18 protein-coding genes are annotated in these 22144 nt (G+C 73.4%); 12 read left to right on the top strand and 6 right to left on the bottom strand.

Translation table 11 applies throughout. The features are described 5' to 3' along the window. Nucleotides 1-204: 204 nt before the first annotated feature. A complete protein-coding gene (locus tag AC07FY_RS16540) occupies nucleotides 205-1425 on the bottom strand; it encodes an acetyl-CoA C-acetyltransferase (RefSeq protein ID WP_479006485.1) in 1221 nt (406 codons plus the stop codon). Nucleotides 1426-1774: 349 nt separating this feature from the next. After that, a complete protein-coding gene (locus tag AC07FY_RS16535) occupies nucleotides 1775-2839 on the bottom strand; it encodes an SGNH/GDSL hydrolase family protein (RefSeq protein ID WP_479006482.1) in 1065 nt (354 codons plus the stop codon). A 134-nt stretch (nucleotides 2840-2973) separates the two neighbouring features. Between AC07FY_RS16535 and AC07FY_RS16530 the strand changes: the two genes are divergently transcribed. Beyond that, entirely contained in the window at nucleotides 2974-4359 is a 1386-nt protein-coding gene (locus AC07FY_RS16530) for a cystathionine beta-synthase (RefSeq protein WP_479007068.1), read from the top strand. A gap of 344 nt (nucleotides 4360-4703) precedes the next feature. Here AC07FY_RS16530 and AC07FY_RS16525 read toward each other — a convergent pair whose 3' ends face one another. Continuing rightward, complete coding sequence (locus AC07FY_RS16525; RefSeq protein ID WP_479006479.1) at nucleotides 4704-5081, bottom strand: hypothetical protein; 378 nt, start codon at nucleotides 5079-5081, stop codon at nucleotides 4704-4706. Between the two features lie 140 nt (nucleotides 5082-5221). Here AC07FY_RS16525 and AC07FY_RS16520 point away from each other — a divergent pair, with 140 nt between their 5' ends. Beyond that, on the top strand, nucleotides 5222-6067 hold the full coding sequence (locus AC07FY_RS16520; protein ID WP_479006476.1) for a MurR/RpiR family transcriptional regulator: 846 nt from the start codon (nucleotides 5222-5224) through the stop codon (nucleotides 6065-6067). A gap of 35 nt (nucleotides 6068-6102) precedes the next feature. Here the strand turns inward: AC07FY_RS16520 and AC07FY_RS16515 are convergent, their stop codons facing one another. Beyond that, nucleotides 6103-7443, bottom strand: coding sequence for a type III PLP-dependent enzyme domain-containing protein (locus tag AC07FY_RS16515; RefSeq protein WP_479007066.1), 1341 nt, complete (start codon nucleotides 7441-7443; stop codon nucleotides 6103-6105). A gap of 104 nt (nucleotides 7444-7547) precedes the next feature. Between AC07FY_RS16515 and hutU the strand changes: the two genes are divergently transcribed. From hutU to AC07FY_RS16475, 8 genes are all read left to right on the top strand, one after another. Then, nucleotides 7548-9209, top strand: a complete 1662-nt coding sequence (hutU, locus tag AC07FY_RS16510; protein WP_479006473.1) for a urocanate hydratase — start codon at nucleotides 7548-7550, stop codon at nucleotides 9207-9209. 23 nt (nucleotides 9210-9232) lie between these two features. Continuing rightward, nucleotides 9233-10438 carry an allantoate amidohydrolase gene (locus tag AC07FY_RS16505; protein WP_479007063.1) on the top strand — a complete coding sequence of 402 codons (1206 nt, stop codon included), beginning with the start codon at nucleotides 9233-9235 and terminating at the stop codon, nucleotides 10436-10438. Further along, entirely contained in the window at nucleotides 10414-11778 is a 1365-nt protein-coding gene (locus AC07FY_RS16500) for a formimidoylglutamate deiminase (RefSeq protein ID WP_479006470.1), read from the top strand. The genes AC07FY_RS16505 and AC07FY_RS16500 overlap by 25 nt, the downstream gene beginning before the upstream one ends. A 217-nt stretch (nucleotides 11779-11995) precedes the next feature. Further along, nucleotides 11996-13174 carry an imidazolonepropionase gene (gene hutI, locus AC07FY_RS16495; protein WP_479006467.1) on the top strand — a complete coding sequence of 393 codons (1179 nt, stop codon included), beginning with the start codon at nucleotides 11996-11998 and terminating at the stop codon, nucleotides 13172-13174. Nucleotides 13175-13295: 121 nt separating this feature from the next. After that, the gene (locus AC07FY_RS16490) at nucleotides 13296-13973 is read left to right on the top strand and encodes a peptidase (RefSeq protein ID WP_479006464.1); all 678 of its coding nucleotides are present in this window, start codon (nucleotides 13296-13298) and stop codon (nucleotides 13971-13973) included. 17 nt (nucleotides 13974-13990) lie between these two features. Continuing rightward, complete coding sequence (locus AC07FY_RS16485; protein WP_479006461.1) at nucleotides 13991-14986, top strand: COG1470 family protein; 996 nt, start codon at nucleotides 13991-13993, stop codon at nucleotides 14984-14986. Beyond that, a complete protein-coding gene (locus AC07FY_RS16480) occupies nucleotides 14983-16089 on the top strand; it encodes a hypothetical protein (protein WP_479006458.1) in 1107 nt (368 codons plus the stop codon). The genes AC07FY_RS16485 and AC07FY_RS16480 overlap by 4 nt, the downstream gene beginning before the upstream one ends. Further along, the gene (locus tag AC07FY_RS16475; protein ID WP_479006454.1) at nucleotides 16086-17435 is read left to right on the top strand and encodes a hypothetical protein; all 1350 of its coding nucleotides are present in this window, start codon (nucleotides 16086-16088) and stop codon (nucleotides 17433-17435) included. The genes AC07FY_RS16480 and AC07FY_RS16475 overlap by 4 nt, the downstream gene beginning before the upstream one ends. Before the next feature lie 117 nt (nucleotides 17436-17552). Here the strand turns inward: AC07FY_RS16475 and AC07FY_RS16470 are convergent, their stop codons facing one another. Beyond that, nucleotides 17553-19070: a peptide MFS transporter gene (locus AC07FY_RS16470; protein WP_479006451.1), complete on the bottom strand. Its 1518-nt coding sequence runs from the start codon at nucleotides 19068-19070 to the stop codon at nucleotides 17553-17555. 494 nt (nucleotides 19071-19564) lie between these two features. On the opposite strand from AC07FY_RS16470, the gene AC07FY_RS16465 reads away from it, so the two are divergent. Both AC07FY_RS16465 and AC07FY_RS16460 read left to right on the top strand, forming a co-directional pair. Then, a complete protein-coding gene (locus tag AC07FY_RS16465) occupies nucleotides 19565-20242 on the top strand; it encodes a response regulator transcription factor (protein ID WP_479006448.1) in 678 nt (225 codons plus the stop codon). A gap of 14 nt (nucleotides 20243-20256) precedes the next feature. Beyond that, nucleotides 20257-21522 (top strand): ATP-binding protein, encoded by a 1266-nt coding sequence (locus AC07FY_RS16460; RefSeq protein WP_479006445.1) that lies wholly within the window; start codon nucleotides 20257-20259, stop codon nucleotides 21520-21522. Between the two features lie 28 nt (nucleotides 21523-21550). Here the strand turns inward: AC07FY_RS16460 and AC07FY_RS16455 are convergent, their stop codons facing one another. Continuing rightward, on the bottom strand, nucleotides 21551-22105 hold the full coding sequence (locus AC07FY_RS16455) for a GtrA family protein (RefSeq protein ID WP_479006442.1): 555 nt from the start codon (nucleotides 22103-22105) through the stop codon (nucleotides 21551-21553). Nucleotides 22106-22144: the final 39 nt, after the last annotated feature.

Raw genomic sequence — 22144 nt, 5'->3', positions numbered from 1 at the left:
TGGGGGAGATTCGGTCACAGGTCGGCCGCGACAGGGTTCGAAACGGGGCCGGTACGCGGCAAGAGATCAAGAAGAATCCCGTGCGGCGCACCGGGCGCGACGCAGTTCAAACGTTCGCTTCTGGTGGTCGCGCTGATCTTCGCCACCGCTGCGGGCAGGTGCCGCCCCTCGTTCCTCGGGGCGACCCCTACCCTCCGCTCCGGCTCAGCTCAGCCGCTCGATGACCATGGCCATGCCCTGCCCGCCGCCCACGCACATCGTCTCGAGGCCGAACTGCTTGTCGTGGAACTGCAGGCTGTTGATCAGGGTGCCGGTGATGCGGGCACCCGTCATCCCGAACGGGTGACCGATGGCGATGGCCCCGCCGTTGACGTTCAGCTTGTCCAGCGGGATCTCCAGGTCCCGGTAGGACGGGATGACCTGCGCCGCGAACGCCTCGTTGATCTCGAACAGGTCGATGTCGCCGACCGTCAGACCGGCCCGCTTCAGGGCCTGCTTCGACGCCTCGACGGGGCCCAGGCCCATGATCTCGGGGGAGAGGCCGGTGACGCCGGTGGAGACGATCCGGGCCAGCGGGGTCAGCCCCAGCTCCCGCGCCTTGGTGTCGCTCATGATGACCAGCGCCGCGGCGCCGTCGTTGAGCGGGCAGCAGTTGGCGGCCGTGACCAGGCCGTCGGGGCGGAAGACGGGCTTGAGCCCGGAGACGCCCTCCAGGGTCACGCCGGCGCGCGGGCCGTCGTCGGCGGAGACGACCGTGCCGTCCGGGGTCGTGACCGGGGTGATCTCCCGCTCCCAGAAGCCGTTCTTGATGGCGGCCTCGGCCAGGTTCTGCGAGCGGACGCCGAACTCGTCCATGTCCTGGCGGGTCACGCCCTTCAGACGGGCCAGGTTCTCCGCGGTCTGCCCCATGCCGATGTACGCGTCGGGGACCAGCCCGTCCTCGCGCGGGTCGTGCCAGGACGTCCCCTCGCTCTGGGCGACGGCGGCCGTGCGGGCCTCCGCCTCCGCGAAGAGCGGGTTGTGGGTGTCCGGCATGCCGTCCGAGGAGCCCTTGGCGAACCGGGAGACCATCTCCACGCCCGCGGAGATGAAGACGTCGCCCTCGCCCGCCTTGATGGCGTGCAGCGCCATCCGGGAGGTCTGCAGCGAGGAGGAGCAGTAGCGGGTGATCGTCGCGCCGGGCAGGAAGTCCATGCCCATCTGCACGGCCACGATCCGGGCCAGGTTGTGGCCCTGCTCGCCGCCCGGCAGGCCGCAGCCCAGCATCAGGTCGTCGATGTCCCGCGGGTCCAACTCGGGGACCTTGGCCAGCGCGGCCTGGATGATCGTCGCGGTCAGGTCGTCCGGACGGACGTCCTTGAGCGAGCCCTTGCCGGCGCGACCGATGGGCGACCGGGCGGTGGAAACGATGACGGCTTCGGGCATCGGGGCTCCAAGGGGGTGCGTCGTTGCGGGACCGGATGCGAAGTTACCGCCCCGTACGGTCGAATTCACCGGGCGGGGCGTGTGATACCGGTCGCTCCCGCACACGCCGGCCGTCCCGCACACGCCGGCCGTCCCGCACGCACCGCCCGTCCCCGCGCCCACCGGCACCGGCCCTCACGGGCACCGGGCACGCGCCGTCCCGCATCGCGCCGCACGTGCACGGACGGCCACCGCTGATCTGGCCCTGCCCCCCTCGCCCGCCCCGCAAACTCCGACCGGGCCCGGGCGGCGCACGGCGGCCTCCGACCGCCTCGGACCGGGACGGCGCCCCCCACAGCCCCTGACCGCCTCAGACCGGGCCCGAGACGCCCGAGACGCCCGAGACGCCCGAGACGCCCGTGGCGGGCGTGGTGGCCGACGCCGGGAGCCCCTCGACCGGCAGCCGCCGCCGGCGCCGGTGCTTGAGCAGTGCCCAGGGGCCGCGCGCCGGGGTGACCTCCGTACCGGCCTGCCCCGCCGCGGCCGACGCGGCCTTGGCCACCAGCAGCATGTCCTCGTCCCGGGACACGTCCAGCCGGTCGGACTCCGGCCACAGCCCGAGCGCCGCGCACAGCGTCGGCAGCACGGCCATGGCGGCGGTCGCGTACCCCTCCGCCGACGGGTGGTAGGAGTCGGGGCCGAACATCTCCCGCGGGTTCGCGGCGAACTCGGGGCCCAGCAGATCTCCCATCGAGACCGTACGGGCGCCCAGCGCGACCACTCCTATCGTCTGGGCGGCGGCCAGCTGGCGCGAGACCCGCCGGGCCATCCAGCGCAGCGGCTGGTACACCGGCTCGATCGTGCCCAGGTCGGGGCAGGTGCCGACGACGACCTCGGCGCCCGCGAGACGCAGCCGCCGCACGGCGGAGGTGAGGCAGCGCACCGACTGGGTCGGCGGCATCCGCCGGGTCACGTCGTTCGCGCCGATCATGATCACGCACACGTCCGGGGCGGGCGCGCCCTCACCGGCCGGTCCGTCCAGCAGCAGGTCCACCTGCCGGTCGAGGTCGTCGGACATGGCCCCCGAGACGGCCACGTTGCGCAGCTCGACGGGCCGCTCCGCCACGGCCGCCAGGCCCGAGGCCAGCAGCGCCGCCGGGGTCTGCCGGGCCCGCCGTACGCCGAGACCCGCCGCCGTGGAGTCGCCCAGCATGCCCAGGCGCAGCGGGCCCGGGTCGGGCCCGGGGCCGCCGAACTCGCTGCCGTACAGCCCGTCGGCACGCGGCGGGTCCGGCAGCCCGGAGCCCACCGTCCGCTTGGCGAACTGCATCTCCGCCAGCACCAGGCCCACCGTGGCGACCCCGACCAGCCCGAGGCCGCCCCCGCCGTACGCTGCCCCCGCCGCGATCCGGCGGGCCGTCCTCGCCCTTGACACCCTTCAGGCCACCTCGCTTCCCTACCCGCTCCTGTTGACCTTCCTGCCCCGTACGGACGGTCGGCCAATCCCTTTCCGCATACTCTGGCCATGCCTCCCGGAGAACCCGTGGAGTCCCCTCCTTGGAGAACATGGTGCAATTCCACGACTCGATGATCAGCCTCGTCGGCAACACCCCGCTGGTGAAGCTCAACCGTGTGACCGAAGGCCTCCGGGCCACCGTCCTTGCGAAGGTCGAGTACTTCAACCCCGGCGGTTCCGTGAAGGACCGGATCGCCGTCCGGATGATCGAGGCCGCCGAGCAGAGCGGAGCGCTCAAGCCCGGTGGCACCATCGTTGAGCCGACCAGCGGCAACACGGGTGTAGGACTCGCCATCGTGGCCCAGCAAAAGGGCTACAAGTGCATCTTCGTCTGCCCGGACAAGGTCTCCCTGGACAAGATCAACGTCCTGCGCGCCTACGGCGCCGAGGTCGTGGTCTGCCCGACCGCCGTCGATCCCGAGCACCCGGACTCGTACTACAACGTGTCCGACCGGCTCGTGCGCGAGACCCCCGGTGCCTGGAAGCCCGACCAGTACAGCAACCCGAACAACCCGCGTTCGCACTACGAGACCACCGGTCCCGAGCTGTGGGAGCAGACGGACGGGAAGATCACCCATTTCGTCGCGGGCGTCGGTACGGGCGGCACGGTCTCCGGTACGGGCAACTACCTCAAGGAGGTCAGCGGCGGGAAGGTCAGGGTCATCGGCGCCGACCCCGAGGGCTCGGTGTACTCCGGCGGCTCGGGCCGCCCGTACCTGGTCGAGGGCGTCGGCGAGGACTTCTGGCCGACCGCGTACGACCGCGACGTGACGGACGAGATCATCGCGGTGTCCGACAAGGACTCCTTCCAGATGACCCGCCGCCTCGCGAAGGAGGAGGGCCTGCTGGTCGGCGGGTCCTGCGGCATGGCGGTCGTGGCCGCGCTGCGGGCCGCCGAGGGCCTCGGGCCGGACGACGTGGTCGTCGTCCTGCTGCCGGACAGCGGCCGCGGCTACATGAGCAAGATCTTCAGCGACGAGTGGATGGCCGGGCACGGCTTCCTGGAGGAGGCCGGGCCCTCCGCGCGCATCGGCGACGTGCTCAGCGACAAGGAGGGCGGCATCCCCTCCCTCGTCCACATGCACCCCGAGGAGACCGTCGGCGAGGCCATCGAGGTCCTGCGCGAGTACGGCGTCTCGCAGATGCCGATTGTCAAGCCGGGCGCGGGCCACCCGGACGTGATGGCCGCCGAGGTCATCGGGTCCGTGGTCGAGAAGGAGCTCCTCGCGGCGCTGTTCGCGCAGCGGGCCTCGCTGAACGACCCGCTGGAGAAGCACATGAGCGCCCCGCTGCCGCAGGTGGGATCCGGCGAGCCGGTGTCCGAGCTGATGGCGGTGCTCGGCGAGGCCGACGCGGCCATCGTGCTGGTCGAGGGCAAGCCGACCGGCGTCGTCAGCCGCCAGGACCTGCTGGCGTTCCTGGCCAAGGGCGCGAAGTAGCCCGACCGGCCGCCGCCGGGACCGGCCCGTTCTTCGGACGCGCCGGGACCGGCGCGTCCGAAGGGGACGTCGCACGAACGGTACGGGCCCGTCACGTCGCGGCAGCACCGGCTTAACACGGCTCCGGCACAGTGGTGGTCGTGGCGGGGGCGGTAACGCTCCGGCCGCACCACAGATGGCGTTGCGCGCCTCCGGAGCGGCTCCCGGACCGCGTCGACGCCCCGGACGCGGACGGCCCTGACCCGGCCCGTGTCCGTCGCGGGGACCGCCGTCGTCCCGCCCCCGGGCTCCCCGGGGTGCGGCGGTCCCCGCGCCACCCTCCCGGCCCTCCCGCCCGGGGGCCCCTACTCGGCCGACCTGCGCCGGAAGTGCTTCGTGGCGTGCAGGAAGTTCACGCCGAGGATGCCGCCCCAGGCGACCAGCAGGCCCGGCAGGTGCGCGTGCGCGGCGGCGATGGCCGACAGCGGGATCGCCAGCACCAGCGTGATGACCGCGAAGCCGAAGCGCTCGCCGAAGTTGCCCTCCGCGAGGTCCGGGCGGCGGCCGCCGGCGCCCTCGCGCGCCGCGGACAGGCGCTCCTGCGCCAGTCGGCGCCGCACCTGCGTGTCGACCTTCTCGACGAAGGAGTCCACCAGCGCGGACTCGTACTCCGGACCCAGCTCGCGGCGGGCGTCCAGGGTGGCGTCGAGTTCCTTCTTCAGCTCTCCGGCATGCGCGTCCATGGCCCCACCGTAGGAAGGGCGGCGGGCATTCGCACGGGGGCTGTCCCCCGTATCCGCATCCCGGGCGCGGCTTGCTCCGCTGCATAACCACATGCAGAGTGCTCCGTAACTGAATAACCCAGGGGACGGAGGGGACGGCCATGAGCGACAGCCCGGCCGCGCGGCTGCAGAAGCTGTTCGAGGGGCACCGGCTGACGCCGACCCAGCGGCGCATCGCGCACTGCATGGTGCGCGGCGCGGCGGAGGTGCCCTTCCTGTCGAGCGTCGAACTGGCCGAGCTGGCCGGGGTGAGCCAGCCCTCGGTGACCCGGTTCGCGGTGGCGCTGGGCTTCGACGGCTATCCCGCCCTGCGCCGGCACCTGCGGGAGGTGGCCCCCGCCGAGCGGCGGCCGCAGGCGGCGCCGGAGGACGCGTACAACGAGTACCAGCAGGCGGTGCAGGGGGAGATCGAGAACCTGCGGCAGCTCGCGGCGATGCTCGCCGACCCCTCGCCGGTCCAGGAGGCGGGCCGGCTGCTGGCCGCCTCCACCCCGCTCCCGGTGCTCGGGCTGCGGGCGGCGTCCTCGCAGGCGCGCGGGTTCGCGTACTTCGCCGCGAAGGTGCACCCGGACGTGCGGCTGCTCGACGAGGGCGGTTCGATGCTGGAGGACCGGATCGACGCCGCCGTCGGCGCGGGGGCCTCGGCGCTGCTCTGCTTCGCGCTGCCCCGCCATCCGCGGGAGGTCGTGGACGCGCTGGAGCGCTCGCGGCGGGCCGGGCTGACGGTGGTGACGGTCGCCGACTCGGCGTTCGCCCCGGTGGCCCGCCACTCGGACCTGCTGATCCCCGCGCCGGTCGGCACCGGCCTGGCCTTCGACACGGCGTGTGCGCCGATGCTGCTGGGCCGGGTGCTGCTGGAGGCGATGGCGGACGCACTGCCGGACGCCCAGGCCCGGCTGGAGTCCTTCGACGCCCGCGCCGCGGCCCGCGGCCTGTTCGTGGAGTAGCCCTGCGGAGCCCCGGCAACGGCGTCGCGCAGCGGTTACAGGAGGGCTTCGCGGAGGCCGCCGCCCGCCTCGGCGACGATCGCCGACAGGTCCTGCGCCGGCCGGGCGAGCGCGAAGCGCACCCGGCCCTCCGGAGCGACGGCGAAGCCGTGCACCGCCGGGCGCGGCAGGCTGTTGTAGCCGTAGTGGGCGGTGAAGAAGTACGCCCCCGTGTCCGGTAGGCCGATCAGGTCGCCCGGCGCGAGCAGCGGCAGCTCGCGGGCCGTCGCGAGCAGGTCACCGGCGAAGCAGGCGGGGCCCGCGATGTCCTGGGCCACCGGGGCGCCGCCCTTCGGGGCGCCCTTCGCGTCGTAGGGCAGGATCCGCAGCGGCCACGCCGCCGGGGCGTACACGGTGCGGGTCGCCAGCTGGACCCCCGCGTGCGTGACGGCGATCGGCCGGGAGCCGGTGGTCTTCGTGTACTCGACGCGGGCGAGGACCAGCCCGTGCTTGGCCAGCAGGGACCGGCCGAACTCCGTGACCAGGCCGTAGGAGCCGTCGAAGAGGCCGGGCACGGCCTCGCGCAGCGCGCGGACGTAGTCCTCGTACGCCGGGGTGTGCTCGTCCGAGGCGAAGTTCACCGGCAGGCCGCCGCCGATGTCGAGGGTGTCGACCTGGCGGCGCCCGGCCGCCGCGTTGATCTCCTCGGCCAGCGCGTGCAGGTCGCGCACGCCTCGGGCGATCAGCGCCAGCGGGACGCCCTGCGAGCCGGAGTGGACGTGCAGCCGGGTCAGCCAGGGCCGGTCCAGGTACGCCCGCACCAGCCATGCGCGGGCGCCCGGATCGCGCAGCGCGATCCCGAACTTCGAGGTCGCGGTGGCCGTGGACAGGGCGTCGATGGTGCCCGCCCCGGTCTGCGGGTTGATCCGTACGCCGACCGGGGACGCGGTGGGCGCCGCCGCCACCAGCGCGTCGAGCCGCTCCAGCTCCTGGCGGCTGTCGGCGTTGACGGCGACGCCGAGGGCCAGCGCCCCGCGCAGTTCGGCCGCCGTCTTGGCGGGGGAGTCCAGGACGATCCGCTCAGCCCCCACCCCGGCCGCCCGGGCCAGCGCCAGCTCGCCGGGGCCGGCCACCTCGCAGCCGAGGCCGGCGCCGGCCAGCAGCCGCAGCACGGGGACGAGCGGGGCGGCCTTGACCGCGAAGGCGTGCAGGACCGGGGTCCCCGGGGGCAGCTCGGCCGCGAAGGCGGCGGTCAGGGCCGCCGCCGAGGCGCGGATCCCGGCGGTGTCCAGCAGGCAGACCAGCGGCTCGGCGTCCAGCAGTCCCTGCTCGACGGCGGCCCGGACGGCCCGATCGCGGCGCGCGGCGGCGCCTTCCGTGTCCATGTCGGCGGCCATGCTCGCCATCCCATCATCCGAAGGAGCCCCCCGCAGCTGTTGACTGAATCTATTCAGGACGACAGGATGTGAATGGATCGACCAACATCGGAGGAGGCACCGCCATGTCAGGACCCCGCCCCGTACGTGCCGCGCGAGGCACCGAGCTCAGCGCCCTGGGATGGCAGCAGGAGGCCGCGCTGCGGATGCTCCAGAACAACCTGGACCCCGAGGTCGCCGAGCACCCCGACAAGCTGGTCGTCTACGGCGGCACCGGCAAGGCCGCCCGCGACTGGCGCTCGTACGACGCGATGGTCCGCACCCTGCGGACCCTCAAGCAGGACGAGACGATGCTGGTCCAGTCCGGCCGCCCGGTCGGCGTGATGCAGACCCACGAGTGGGCGCCGCGCGTGCTGCTCGCCAACTCCAACCTCGTCGGCGACTGGGCCAACTGGGAGGAGTTCCGGCGCCTGGAGCAGCTCGGCCTGACCATGTACGGCCAGATGACCGCCGGGTCCTGGATCTACATCGGCACGCAGGGCATCCTCCAGGGCACCTACGAGACCTTCGCGGCCGTCGCCGCCAAGAAGTTCGACGGCACCCTCGCGGGGACGATCACCCTCACCGCCGGGCTCGGCGGGATGGGCGGCGCCCAGCCGCTCGCCGTGACGATGAACGACGGCGTGGCGATCTGCGTCGACGTCGACCCGCGCGCCATCGAGCGCCGCATCGAGCACCGCTACCTGGACGTGCGGGCCGACAACCTGCGCCACGCCCTCCAGCTGGCCGTCGAGGCCCGCGACGCGCGCAAGCCGCTGTCCATCGGCCTCCTCGGCAACGCCGCCGAGCTGCTCCCGCAGATGCTCGCGGAGGGCGCCCCGATCGACATCGTGACCGACCAGACCTCCGCCCACGACCCGCTCGCCTACCTCCCCGTCGGCGTCGACTTCGAGGACATGGCCTCCTACGCGGCCAAGGACCCGGCGGGCTTCACCACCCGGGCCCGCGAGTCGATGGCCCGGCACGTCGAGGCCATGGTCGGCTTCATGGACGCGGGCGCCGAGGTCTTCGACTACGGCAACTCCATCCGCGGCGAGGCCCAGCTGGCCGGCTACGACCGGGCCTTCGCCTTCCCCGGCTTCGTCCCCGCCTACATCCGGCCGCTGTTCTGCGAGGGCAAGGGCCCCTTCCGCTGGGCCGCCCTGTCCGGCGAGGCCTCGGACATCCACAAGACCGACAAGGCGATGCTGGAGCTGTTCCCCGAGAACGAGTCCCTGCACCGCTGGATCAAGATGGCCGGCGAGCGCGTCCACTTCCAGGGCCTGCCCGCGCGCATCTGCTGGCTCGGCTACGGCGAGCGCGACAAGGCCGGCGAGCGCTTCAACGAGATGGTGGCCGACGGCACGCTCGCCGCGCCGCTGGTCATCGGCCGCGACCACCTCGACTGCGGTTCGGTGGCCTCCCCCTACCGCGAGACCGAGGCCATGCTCGACGGCTCCGACGCCATCGCCGACTGGCCGCTGCTCAACGCCATGGTCAACGTCGCCTCCGGTGCCTCCTGGGTCTCCCTGCACCACGGCGGCGGCGTCGGCATGGGCCGCTCGATCCACGCCGGCCAGGTCACCGTCGCCGACGGCACGCCGCTGGCGGGCGAGAAGATCCGGCGCGTCCTCACCAACGACCCGGGCATGGGCGTCATCCGCCACGTCGACGCCGGCTACGACATCGCCGAGTCGGTGGCCGACGAACGCGGCGTGCGGGTCCCGATGCGGGAGCACTCGGCGTGAGCGAGGCCCCCTCCTTCCACGCCATGTGGGCCGACCTGGCCCCCATCGGCCGCGACAGCGGGAGCGGCGGCTACCGCCGCTACGCCTGGACCGGCGCCGACGCCGACTGCCGGACCTGGTTCCAGGAGCAGGCCGAGGCGCGCGGACTGACGTACGAGACCGACCGCAACGGCAACCAGTGGGCCTGGCTCGGCGACCCCCTCGCGGGCGACGCCGTGGTCACCGGCTCCCACCTGGACTCCGTCCCCGACGGCGGGGCCTTCGACGGCCCCCTCGGGGTGGTGTCCTCCTTCGCGGCCCTGGACGAACTCCGCAGGCGGGGAGCGGAGTTCGCCAGGCCCCTTGCCATCACCAACTTCGGTGACGAGGAAGGCGCCCGCTTCGGCCTCGCCTGCGTCGGCTCCCGGCTCGCCGCCGGGCAACTGACCAGGGAGAAGGCGTACGAGCTGCGCGACGCCGACGGGATCCGGCTGCCGCAGGCCATGGAGGCCGCCGGATACGACCCGCAGGGCATCGGCGCCGACCCCGAACGGCTCGCCCGCATCGGCGCGTTCGTCGAACTGCACGTGGAGCAGGGCCGCGCCCTGGACCTGTCCGGGGACCGCGTCGGGATCGCCTCCGCGATCTGGCCGCACGGCCGCTGGCGGTTCGACTTCCACGGCGAGGCCAACCACGCGGGCACCACCCGCCTGGCGGACCGCCGCGACCCGATGCTCACCTACGCGGCGACCGTGCTGGCCGCCCGCACGGAGGCGGCCCTGGCGGGGGCCGTCGCCACCTTCGGCAAGATCGCGGTCGAACCGAACGGGGTCAACGCGATCCCCTCCCTGGTGCGCGGCTGGCTCGACTCGCGCGCCGCCGACCAGGCCACCCTCGACACGGTCGTCACCGCCATCGAGAAGGCCGCGCACGAGCGCGCCGAGCAGGACGGCATCGACCTCGCCGTCGTCCGGGAGTCCTTCACCCCGGTCGTGGAGTTCGAGCACGCGCTGCGCGACGAGATGAACCGCATCCTGGGCGGGGCCGTCCCCGTCCTCGGCACCGGGGCGGGACACGACGCCGGAATCCTCTCGGCGGCCGTCCCGACCGCCATGCTGTTCGTACGCAACCCCACCGGCGTCTCCCACTCCCCGAAGGAGTTCGCCGCCGAGGACGACTGCGTGGCCGGAGTCCTCGCCCTCGCCGACGTACTGGAAGGTCTCGCATGCAGCGCGACGGGTTCGCGGTGACCGCGCGGAAGACGTACTGGCTGGAACACGCCTGGCTCGGCACGCACGTCGAGCCGGGCGTGGCCCTGGCGGTGTCGGCCGACGGGCGGATCGCCGGGCTGGCCACGGGCGGGGACGGCCCGCCGCCGGGCGCGGAGGTGCTGCGCGGCCTGACCCTGCCGGGCCTGGCCAACGCGCACTCCCACGCCTTCCACCGGGCTTTGCGCGGCACCGTCCAGGTGGGCTCCGGCACCTTCTGGACCTGGCGCGACGTCATGTACAAGGTCGCCCAGAACCTCACCCCCGAGCGCTACTTCGCGCTCGCCCGGGCCGTGTACGCCGAGATGGCACTGGCGGGCATCACGAACGTCGGCGAGTTCCACTACGTCCACCACGCCCCGGGCGGCGCCGCCTACGCCGACCCGAACGCGATGGGCGAGGCCCTGATCGAGGCCGCCGCAGCGGCCGGCATCCGCATCACCCTCCTCGACACCGCCTACCTGTCCGCGGGCTTCGGCCAGGCGCCCGAACCGCACCAGCTGCGCTTCTGCGACGGCACCGCCGAGGCGTGGGCGGAGCGCGTGAGCGCGCTGAAACCCCGCGAGCACGCGCTGATCGGCGCGGCGATCCACTCGGTGCGCGCCGTCCCCGCCGACCAGCTGGCCACCGTCGCCGCCTTGGCGCGGGAGCGCAGGGCGCCCCTGCACGTCCACCTCTCCGAGCAGACCGCCGAGAACGACGCCTGCCGGGCGGCGCACGGCCGCACCCCGACGCAGCTCCTCGCCGACCACGGCGTGCTCGGGCCGCACACCACCGGCGTCCACAACACGCACCTGACCGACGCGGACATCGCCCTGCTCGGCGGCACCGCCACCGGCACGTGCATGTGCCCCACCACGGAACGCGACCTGGCCGACGGCATCGGCCCGGCGACGCGCCTGCAGCAGGCGGGCAGCCCCCTGTCGCTCGGCAGCGACAGCCACGCGGTCATCGACCTGCTGGAGGAGGCGCGGGCGATGGAGCTGAACGAGCGGCTGCGCAGCCGTACGCGGGGCCACTGGACGGCGAACGCCCTGCTCACCGCCGCCACCGAGGACGGCCACGCCGCCCTCGGGCTGCCCGACGCGGGACGCCTGGAGGCGGGCGCGCTCGCGGACTTCACCACGCTCGCGCTGGACTCCGTACGCACGGCCGGACCCCTGCCGCGGCTCGGCGCCGAGACGGCCGTCTTCGCGGCCTCGGCCGCGGATGTCCGGCACACGGTGGTGGGCGGCCGCCACGTGGTCCGCGACGGCGCCCACACCCTCGTCCCGGATGTCGCGTCCGCCCTCGCCTCCGCCATCGCAGCCCTCCGCACCTGACCGCAGCGCCTGCTGCGGGCCTTCCCCCGCCCCGCCCCCTCCCGAAACCGGGCTCTGCCCGGACCCGGTCCTCAGACTCCCCCGGCTACCACGCGGAGATGACCCCCGGACGGGCTGAAGGATTCAGCCCCGCCGGCGTTCGAGGCGCGGGGTCCGAGGCGGAGCCCCGGTTTCGGGAAGGGGCGGGGCGGGGGACCAGCAGCCCTGAGAGGAACCCATGACCACCACCGCCCTCACGAACATCGGCAGCCTCGTCACCAACGACCCCGCCCTCGGCGACGGCAGCCCCCTCGGCCTCGTCGAGGACGCCGCCGTCGTCATCGACGGAGACCACATCGCCTGGGTCGGCCCCGCCGCCAAGGCCCCCGCCGCCGACACCGCGGTCGACGCGCGGGGCCGCGCCGTCATCCCCGGCTTCGTCGACAGCCACTCCCACCTCGTCTTCGCAGGCGACCGCACCGCCGAGTTCAACGCCCGGATGTCGGGCCGCGCCTACTCCGCCGGGGGCATCCGCACCACCGTCGCCGCCACCCGCGCCGCCACCGACGCCGAGCTCGAGGCCAACCTGGTCCGCCACCTGGAGGAGGCCCGCCGCCAGGGCACCACCACCGTCGAGACCAAGTCCGGCTACGGCCTCACCACGGCCGACGAGGCCCGCGCCCTGCGCATCGCCGCCGCGCACACCGAGGAGGTCACCTACCTCGGCGCGCACATCGTCTCCCCCGATCACGCCGAGGATCCGGCCGCCTACGTCGACCTCGTCACCGGCGAGATGCTGACCGCCTGCGCCCCGTACGCACGCTGGGTCGACGTCTTCTGCGAGAAGGGCGCCTTCGACGGGGACCAGGCCCGCGCGATCCTCACCGCGGGCGCGGCTGCCGGGCTGATCCCGCGCGTCCACGCCAACCAGCTCTCGTACGGGCCCGGGGTCCAGCTCGCCGTCGAACTCGAGGCCGCCTCCGCCGACCACTGCACCCACCTGACCGACGCCGACGTCGACGCCCTCGCCCAGGCCGCCGGCACCACGGTCGCCACCCTGCTGCCCGGCGCCGAGTTCTCCACCCGCGCCCAGTGGCCCGACGCCCGCCGCCTCCTCGACGCCGGCGCCACCGTAGCCCTGTCCACGGACTGCAACCCCGGTTCCTCCTACACCAGCTCCATGCCGTTCTGCATCGCCCTCGCCGTCCGCGACATGCGGATGACCCCCGACGAGGCCCTGTGGTCGGCCACCGCCGGCGGTGCCCGCGCCCTGCGCCGCACCGACCTCGGCGCCCTCATCCCCGGGGCCCGCGCCGACCTGGTCCTCCTGGACGCGCCGAGCCACGTCCACCTCGCCTACCGGCCGGGCGTCCCGCTCGTCTCCGGCGTCTGGCAGCGGGGTGTCCGCGTGCACTGACGGGCGGTCGATTCCGGCCCGCCCCGTGTCTTCCCTCCGCAAGGCCCCGGGCGTACCTTGAGCCACCCATCTGATGTGTCGTCAGTAACCTGTGGTTCCGAGGTCCGAGGGGAAGACGAAGGTGTCCGACCGGAAACGCTCCACCGCGCTCGCGCTGGCCTCCGCGCTGGCGGGATCGGCGGTACTGCTGGCCGCCCCCGCGGCCCGGGCCGCCGTCGTCGACGTGGCCTACGACTGCAAGACCCCGATCGGGGACAAGTCGGCGGTGTCGCCCATCGACATCAAGGCCGTCAAGGAAGGCGACGGCTACAAGCTGACGATGTCCTTCCAGAAGGGCGTCTCCTCCAGCCCCATCGAGCTGGGCAAGGGGGCGATGAGCCCCAGCGCGGTCATCGTCGTCGGCGGCGCCGAGAAGGCGTCCGTGCCGGTCTCGGGCCCGCCCAACCCCGAGGCCGCGCCCGCCAACACCCCCATCAAGATCACCGACCTCTCGGGCACCTACACCCCCGCGAAAAGCGGCAAGGTCACCTTCACCGCCGGCGTGCTGACCATCAAGGCCATGGGCACCACGACCACCTGCACCCCCGGCAACAGCCCCGGCCCCGCCCTGGAGCTCGACGTCACCGCCGCCGGCGGAGGCGGCGCCCCCGCCGGTGACGAGGACGGCGACGGCGCCCTCCCGCAGACCGGCCCCCTCGACTCCGCCCTCGCGCTGGGCACCCTCGGCGGCACCGTGCTGCTCTGCGGCGCGGCCGGCGTGCTCTGGCTGACCCGGCGCGGCCGGCGGGTCCGGTCCTGAACGGAGCACCCCCGGCCATGCCCGTGCTCCCCACGCTCCGACGGCTCGGCGTGCCGGTCCTCGCCGCCGCCGCGCTCTGCGCGGCCGCGGCGGTGCCCGCGGCGGCCGACGAACCCGGCTGGACCGCCGAGCCCTTCGCCGGAACGGCCGCAGCCGCCCGGCCCGGCGGCGAGCGCCCCTTCTTCTACCTCGCGGGCATCGCCGGTACCGTCCTCGAGGACCGCCTCGCCTTGGCCAACACCAGCGACCGCGAGCGCGAGGTCACCCTGCGCGGCGCCGACGCCTACGACACCCCCGACGGCGCCCTCGCGGTCCGCACCGCCGAGCAGTCCACCGGCGCCGGCTCCTGGATCAGCTTCGGCGCCGGAGCCACCGTCACGATTCCGCCCCGCACCCGCGCGGTGGTCCCCTTCACGCTCACCGTGCCGCCCGCCTCCCCGCCCGGCGACCACCCCGCCGCCGTGGTCGCCACCGAGGGCGGACACGAGGTCGGCGTCCGGGTCCACCTGCGGGTCAGCGGCCCCTCGCTGGCCGCCGTCACGGTCGAGGACGTCGCCGTACGGGGCCGCGGCCCGGCCGCCGTCGTCTCCTACACCCTGGTCAACCGGGGCAACGTGGCCCTCGCCCCCGAGCTGGCGATCGAGGCCGAGGGCCTGTTCGGCGAGGTGCCCGGGCGCACCGGCCGCGCCCTGCCCGTGGAACTGCTGCCCGGCCAGCGCGTGCGGCTGACCGAACCGTGGCCGGAGGCCCCGGTCCTGGACCGGGTGCGGGTCCGCCTCACCGTCACCGCGCCCGGCGGAGCCCGCGCGGTGGCCGCCGGATCGCGCTGGCTCGTGCCCTGGAACGTCGTCGGCTGGACGGGGGCGGGGCTGCTCGTCCTCGGCGGGGCCACGGGGGCCGCGCTGCACCTCCTGCGCGCCCGCCGGCCGCGCCCGGACCCGCCACCCGACGCGCCGGCCGCGCCCGGCCCCGTCCCCGCACCGCACCACGAACTGACGGGAGCCTCCCGGTGAGAAGACTCGGCGCCCTGCTCGCCGCCGGGCTGGCCGTGTGCGCGCTGGCCCTGCTCCCGGCCCCGCCGGCCGCCGCCGACGAGGGGAAGGCCGCCGTGGCGCTCTCGCTCCAGGAGGCCGCCAAGGGCACCGGGATCACCGTCACCGGCACCGGCTGGCGGGCCAAGACCCTGGTGATGCTGCTGGTCTGCGGTCAGAACATGATCGGCGGCACCAACAGCTGCGCCAACGCCGACGGCGTGGCCGTCTCCGTCGCCGACGACGGCCGCTTCACCGCCCAACTGCCCGTGGTGGCGCCGCCCAAGCCGTGTCCCTGCGTCGTCAACGTCGCCTCCGTCAACGGGGACCAGTCCACCGTCACCGCCGCACTGAAGATCACCGACCATCCGGTGGCCGACCTGCCCGCCGCATCGGGCACGGCCCGCCTGGCGATCCTCAGCGGGGTCCGGCTGGCGGGCGAGGACGGGGTGCTGACCTGGTTCGGCGCACCGCCCGCCCGCAGGTTCGAGGTGACCGTCGGCAACCTCGGCTCCGCCCCCGTCAAGGACCCGGTCTTCCAGCTGGGCACCGCCCACGGGGTGTTCGCGCCGCTGTGGGAGGAGGTCCGCTGGAAGGGCACCATCGCGCCCGGCGGCAAGGCGGAGATCGCCCTGGACGTGGCGCTGACCGCGGGCGCCCACGGCGACTACACCGTCTCCCTCAAGTACGGCGAGACCGTGCTGGCGACCCAGCCCTGGGGCGTGGACCGGCCGTACGGGGTGCTGCTCTTCTGGGGGCTGCTCCTGCTGGTCGTCCCGGCCGCGGTGTTCCGCGCCGGCATGGCCGTCGTCGACCGGGTCCGGCCGCGCACCGGGTCCGAGGGACGCCACCGGGTCGCCCGCTCCGCCGAGGTGACGGCCCGCCTGCCCGGGATCCCTTCGGTACGGAGGCCCGCGCGCCGGGGCTCCGAGCCGCCGGCCGCCCCGGCCACCCCCGAGACCCCCGAGACCCCCAAGACCCCCACGGCGGTCCTGCCGTGGTTCACCCCGGACAGCGCGCCGGAGACAGCACCGCAGACGTCCGCACCGTCTGAGAACCGTTCGACGACGAAGGGACATTCGTGAAGACCCAACGGAGGGTGAGCGCGGCCGTGGTCGCGCTGCTGCTCGGCGGCGCGGGTATCGCCACATCGGCTTCTGCCGCCGTGGCCGCCGAGGCCACGTTCAAGGTCAAGTGCGTTCCGCCGGCCGGCGGAGGCGATCCGGTGGAGGGCGAGACCACCGCCAGGATCAGCGCGCCGGCCACCGCGAAGGTCGGGGACGAGGTCGAGGTGGTGTGGGAGACGGTGAAGCCGGCCTCCAACAACACCGACCTGATGGACATCCCCAAGGACTCCGTGCAGCCCACCGGCTGGATCGCGGTCGGCGGCGGGGCGGGGGAGCTGAAGGTCGTCGGGGAGAAGAAGAACCCGCCGATCCCCAAGAAGGCCCCCATGGTCATGTCGCCCATGAAGGCCAAGCTGAAGCTCACCAAGGCCGGCAAGATCACCCTGACCCCCGGAAAGTACGAGGTCGCCGTCACGTTCTCCTTCGGCACCTTCGTCACCAAGTGCGCGCCGACCGGCGAGGTGAAGGGCGGTGCCACCATCGACGTCTCCGCCGGCTCCAGCGGCGGCACGACCAACGGCGGCACCACCACCGGGGGTACGACCAACGGCGGCACCACCACCGGGGGTACGACCAGCGGCGGCACCACCTCCGGGGGCACGACCAGCGGCGGCACCACCTCCGGCGGCACGACCTCCGGAGGCACCACCAGCGGCGGGGGCGGCGGCCAGACCGACTTCCCGGGCAAGGCCGTCGAGGTCGCCTTCGACTGCGGCCCGGTCGTCCCCGGCGGCATCAAGACCCCGGTCACGATCAACGCGAAGAAGAACGGCGGCGGCTACGACCTGACCGTCAAGACGGCGAAGGGCGCGATGGCCGCGCCCATGGCCCTGCCCGCGGGGGCCCTCAAGCCCTCGATGGACATCACGCTCGGCGGTGCGGACAGCGGCACGGTCAAGGTCACCGGCCCCGCCAACGCGGAGCCCATCCCGGACAAGGCGCCGGTCAGCCTCAACGACATGACCGGCACCTACACGCCGGGCAAGAGCGGCAAGGTGACGCTGAGCCCGGGCCGGCTGACCATCGACGTCACGATGGCCCCCGGCTCCACCCCGATCAACGTGCCCTGCAAGGCGGCCAGCAGCGGCGTCTCGCTGGAGCTGGACACCGCCGCCCAGCCGGGCGGCTCCGGCTCGCCCGGGACCACCGGGGCCACCACCGGCGGCCCGGGCGGGCTCGCCGACACCGGCGCCGAGGACGAGGGCGGCATCAAGGCCCTGGCCCTGGTCGCCGGCACGGTCATCCTGCTCGGCGGCGCCGTCTTCACCTTCACCCCGTGGCGCCGCCTGCGCGGCACGCGGTAGCGGAGCGGCCGCGCGTTTCCGGCAGCCGGGAGGCAGTCGCGACCGCACACGACGCGGGCGGCCCCGGCACACCTTCCGGTGTGCCGGGCCGCCCGTGTGGCGAAGGGGGTGCGTGCGTCAGTGCACGGCGCCCATCATCGACTGGACCTTCTTGCGGTACGAGTAGACCGCGAAGCCCGCGAGGACCGCGGCGGCGGCCTCGAAGCCGATCACCCAGGTGCCGTTCAGGTCGACACCCGCGATGGAGAGCATGCTCGTCGTGCAGTCGCCGGCGGTGACCGCGAGGAACCAGACGCCCATCATCTGGGAGGCGTACTTCTGCGGGGCCATCTTCGTGGTGACCGAGAGGCCGACCGGGGAGAGGCACAGCTCACCGATGGTCTGGATCATGTAGATCGAGACGAGCCACATCGGGGAGACCATGGTGCCGTCGCCGGCCATGTTCATCGGGACGATGAAGACGAAGAACGAGGCGCCGACCAGGACCAGGCCCATCGCGAACTTCACGATGGTGTTCGGCTCCTGGTTCTTGCGGGCCAGCCACAGCCACAGCCAGGCGAAGACCGGCGCCAGCCCCATCACGAACAGCGGGTTCAGCGACTGGTACCAGGTGGCCGAGAAGCCGAGGCCGAAGATGGTGTCCGCGGTCTTGGAGTCGGCGAACAGGGACAGCGTGGAGCCGCCCTGGTCGTAGATCATCCAGAAGACGGCCGCGGCGATGAAGAACCAGATGTAGGCGGTCATCTTCGACTGCTCGCCAACCGACAGGTCCTTGTCGCGCTTGATGCGCGTCAGGACGGCGATCGGGATGATCAGGCCGGCCAGCGTCAGCGGGACCAGGGCCCAGTTCAGCGTGTAGTAGCCCAGCCAGACCACGGCGCCGTAGAACACGGCGATGCCCGCGACCCAGAACAGGACCTTGCGGATGACCGCGCTGCGCTCCTCGGCGGACAGCGGGTTCGGGACCTCGCTGCTCTTGGGGCTCAGGTTCTTCGTGCCGATCAGGAACTGGGCGAGGCCCAGGCCCATGCCGACGGCCGCGAGGGCGAAGCCCAGGTGCCAGTTGTGCTCCTTGCCGACCGTTCCGACGATGAACGGGGCGACGAAGGCACCGAGGTTGATGCCGATGTAGAAGATCGTGAAGCCGCCGTCGCGGCGCGGGTCCTCCGGGCCGTCGTACAGGTGGCCGACCATCGTGGAGATGTTGGCCTTCAGCAGACCGGAACCGGTCGCGACCAGGATCAGGCCGACGAAGAACATCGCCTGGCCCGGCAGGGCCAGCGACAGGTGGCCACCCATGATCACGAAGCCGGCGATCGCGACCGTCTTGCGGGCACCCCAGACACGGTCGCCGAACCATCCGCCCGGCATGGCCATCAGGTAGACCATGGAGACGTAGACGGAGTAGATGGCCGTGGTCGTGGCCGCGGTCATCGCAAGGCCGCCGCCCTGGCTGCCCGTGGCGGCGTCGGCGCCGCCCGAGACCAGGTAGTACACGAGAAGTGCGCGCATGCCGTAGTAGGAGAACCGCTCCCACATCTCGGTCATGAACAGCGTGGCCAGGCCACGGGGGTGGCCGAAGAAGGTCCTCTCGGTGGACGGATCCGCCGAGTCCTTCGTCAGGCTGGAAGCCATGGTCGATCCTTGCTTGCTCGGGACGCGTGGCTTCGTGAGCCCATCAGCGCCCGGTGGGGGGTGGCCGGCACCGGCGGCGGAGGTCCCACCCCACGCCCGGGGGTGTCGTCCCCGGGGGTTCGGGGGCGCGAGGGACTTCCGCAACCGGGATCCACGCCCGGCCGCACACCATCGCGCGGCGGGCCCGGCCCACAGGTCGTTCACTGTCATCGAGCCCGGACAGGCCAGTCCGACAAGACTGCCCGCCCGTGCGGGGCAGCAGTAGAGACCTTCGGCGCGGTTTTCGGCACAAAGGTCCCTGAGGTAGTGCATCAGGCGTCTCGACACCATACGACACGACAGGGCCGGATAAGGAAGGACTTGAGAGATGGATCACAGGCGTCGAGGGAACCGCCCGACCATAATCGAAGGTCATCGCTTGGTCGTAAGCGCAGATAGGCAGGGGTCCGCCCGCAGCCCCCTCGATCCGGTCGCCGCGGTCTACCATCACCCACATGACGCGTGTACTGCTCGCCGAGGACGACGCATCCATCTCGGAACCCCTGGCCCGCGCCCTGCGCCGGGAGGGGTACGAGGTCGAGGTCCGGGAGGACGGTCCCGCGGCCCTGGACGCCGGCCTCCAGGGCGGCGTGGACCTGGTGGTCCTGGACCTCGGGCTGCCGGGCATGGACGGCCTGGAAGTGGCCCGCCGGCTGCGCGCCGAGGGCCACGGGTTCCCGATCCTGGTCCTGACCGCCCGCGCGGACGAGGTCGACACCGTCGTCGGCCTCGACGCGGGCGCCGACGACTACGTGACCAAGCCCTTCCGCCTCGCCGAGCTGCTGGCCCGCGTCCGGGCCCTGCTGCGGCGCGGCGCCGCCGAGACCGCCCAGGCCCCCGCCACCCACGGCGTGCGCATCGACGTCGAATCGCACCGCGCCTGGATGGGGGAGGAGGAGCTCCAGCTCACGGCCAAGGAGTTCGACCTGCTGCGGGTCCTGGTCCGCGACGCCGGCCGGGTCGTCACCCGCGACCAGCTCATGCGCGAGGTGTGGGACACCACCTGGTGGTCCTCCACCAAGACCCTGGACATGCACATCTCCTGGCTGCGCAAGAAGCTCGGCGACGACGCGGCCAACCCCCGCTACATCGCCACCGTCCGGGGCGTCGGCTTCCGCTTCGAGAAGAGCTGAGCGGCTCCCACGCCATGCGCCGCCGCCTGATCAACTCCACGCTCGCCGTCGTACTCGTCGTGATCGCCGTCTTCGGGGTCTCCCTGGTCATCGTGGAGACCAGGACCATCACCAGCAGCGCCCAGGACCGCATCGAGTACGAGGCCCAGCGCCTGGTCGGCATCGTCGAGGCGAGCGTCCTGGAACGCGAGAAGGTCGACCCCCAGGCCCTGGCCGACCAGCTCGACAGGGGCCACCACGCCACGATCACCATCCCGGGGCAGGCCGCCGTGGAGGTCGGCCAGCGCATCGACGAGGACGTCATCCGCGGCACCGCACGCGGTGAGCAGGGCGAGCTCGTGGTCGTGGAGGAAGCCCGCTCCACCGTGACCAAGGAGGTCGGCCGGACCCTGGCGGTGGTCGGCGCCGTCGCGCTGCTGGCCGTCGTGGCGGCCGTCCTGCTCGCGGTACGGCAGGCGAACCGGCTGGGCTCGCCGCTCACCGACCTCGCCGAGACCGCCGAGCGCCTGGGGTCGGGAGACCCCCGGCCCCGGCACAAGCGGTACGGGGTCCCCGAGCTGGACCGGGTCGCGGACGTGCTGGACGCCAGCGCCGAGCGGATCGGGCGGATGCTCACCGCCGAGCGGCGCCTGGCCGCGGACGCCTCCCACCAGCTGCGCACCCCGCTGACCGCCCTGTCGATGCGGCTGGAGGAGATCACGGTCACCGACGACCTGGAGACCGTGCGGGAGGAGGCGACCATCGCCCTCGCGCAGGTGGAACGGCTCACGGACGTGGTCCAGCGCCTGCTCACGAACTCGCGGGACCCGCGGACCGGCTCGGCCGTCCCCTTCGACCTCGACGAGATCGTCAAACAGCAGGTGGAGGAGTGGCGGCCCGCCTACCGCAGCGCCGGCCGCGCCATCGTGCACTCGGGCAAGCAGGGCGTGCGGGCGGTGGGCACGCCGGGCGCGGTGGCCCAGGTGCTGGCCACCCTGGTGGAGAACGCGCTGATGCACGGCGGCGGCACCGTCGCCCTGCGTACCAGGGTGGCCGGCAACCAGGCGGTGCTGGAGGTCACGGACGAGGGGCCGGGGGTCCCGCCGGACCTCGGCAACCGGATCTTCGAGCGGGCCATCAGCGGCCGCAACTCCACCGGCATCGGACTGGCCGTCGCCCGGGACCTCGCCGAGGCGGACGGCGGGCGCCTGGAACTGCTCCAGGCCCAGCCGCCGGTCTTCGCCCTGTTCCTGAGCCGGACGGCACCGAAGCGCACCGACCCGGAGAAGACGGTCCGCTAGGTCCTGTCGTGCGCGAAGCCGGGATGGTTCAGCTCGCCGCGGGCTCGGGTTCCGGCTCGTGCTGCGGTTCGGGCCTGCGGCCCGGAGCCGGCAGCGGGGCCGGGCCGGGTATCGGCCCGGGTATCGGCTCGGCCTCGGCGGGCCGCGGCAGGGCCTTGAAGACCCACGTCCGGTAGGACCAGAAGCGGAAGACGGTCGCGGTGCCGATGCCGATGAACTTGAAGACGTTGGAGGCGACCGGGCCGTCCCAGCCGAAGCCGTAGGTGGCCGTGTACAGCACGCCGTTCTCGATGACCAGGCCGACCGCGCTGAAGGCGGCGAACAGGGCCAGCTCGCGGGTCCGGCCGCTGCGGGCGCGGTCCCGGTAGGCGAAGTAGCGGAAACCCAGGTAGTTCGTCGCGATGGCGACCACGGTCGCTATCACGCTCGCGCGCACCACCTGGAGGTCGGTGGTGTGCCTGATCAGGTTGAAGACGCCCAGGTTGACCAGCACACCCAGCCCGCCGACGGCCCCGAACTTGGCGACCTCCCGCAGGAGACCGCGTACGCGTTCGAGAACAGATCCGTTCCCCGGCGTGCTCATCTGAATGGTCAGTCCCTGTCGGTCACCGCCCCGCGCGGG

It is taken from the genome of Streptomyces sp. NPDC045967, from assembly GCF_056430495.1.
Note: the sequence above shows the minus strand (reverse complement) of the source record. Positions and strands in the feature narration are given on the sequence as shown.